The sequence below is a fragment of the Erythrobacter sp. genome (genome assembly GCF_038133525.1).
Taxonomy (GTDB): domain Bacteria; phylum Pseudomonadota; class Alphaproteobacteria; order Sphingomonadales; family Sphingomonadaceae; genus Qipengyuania.
On record NZ_JAYPTL010000154.1, the window covers coordinates 1 to 423 of the forward strand.

A 423-nucleotide genomic window follows, 5' to 3' on the forward strand; every position below is an offset into this window, starting at 1 on the left:
TCTTTCGCAAAAGCGGCAAGGGCGGCCCGCAAGGGTCGCCCTTTTCGTTTCGGGCAAAGCACGCCAAAGCTTCATCGCATCGCGGGCACCGCTCGGATGATGAATCGCGCCCTGAGCACAAGCGATTACCCGGAATTAAGGCTCGAAACCGAATGATTATAGGCAACGGGGGCCAGTCAGGAGACAAAGCATGCCCTATGCCCCGCGCGAGACCGTAGCAGACGCGATCAAGCGTGCCGCCCTGCCTACTACTCATCGGATCTATTGGTCCGCAGCCCGCAAGGCCGAAGTCGCGCGGGCAGTGCGTAAACAGGTGATAAGCTTTGCTGAAGCGCGCGAACGCTATTTGCTAAGCCACAGCGAATTCCGCGAATGGGAAGATCTGGTCGATCGGCGCCATCGCAATGAAGTGCAGCCCAGGCA

General features: G+C 59.1%; 1 protein-coding gene. It reads left to right on the forward strand.

Annotated elements, in window-relative coordinates:
• Positions 1-190: 190 nt before the first annotated feature.
• Positions 191-423 (forward strand): DUF1153 domain-containing protein (locus tag AAFM29_RS17410; protein ID WP_341713979.1); only part of this gene is annotated, 233 nt, incomplete at its 3' end.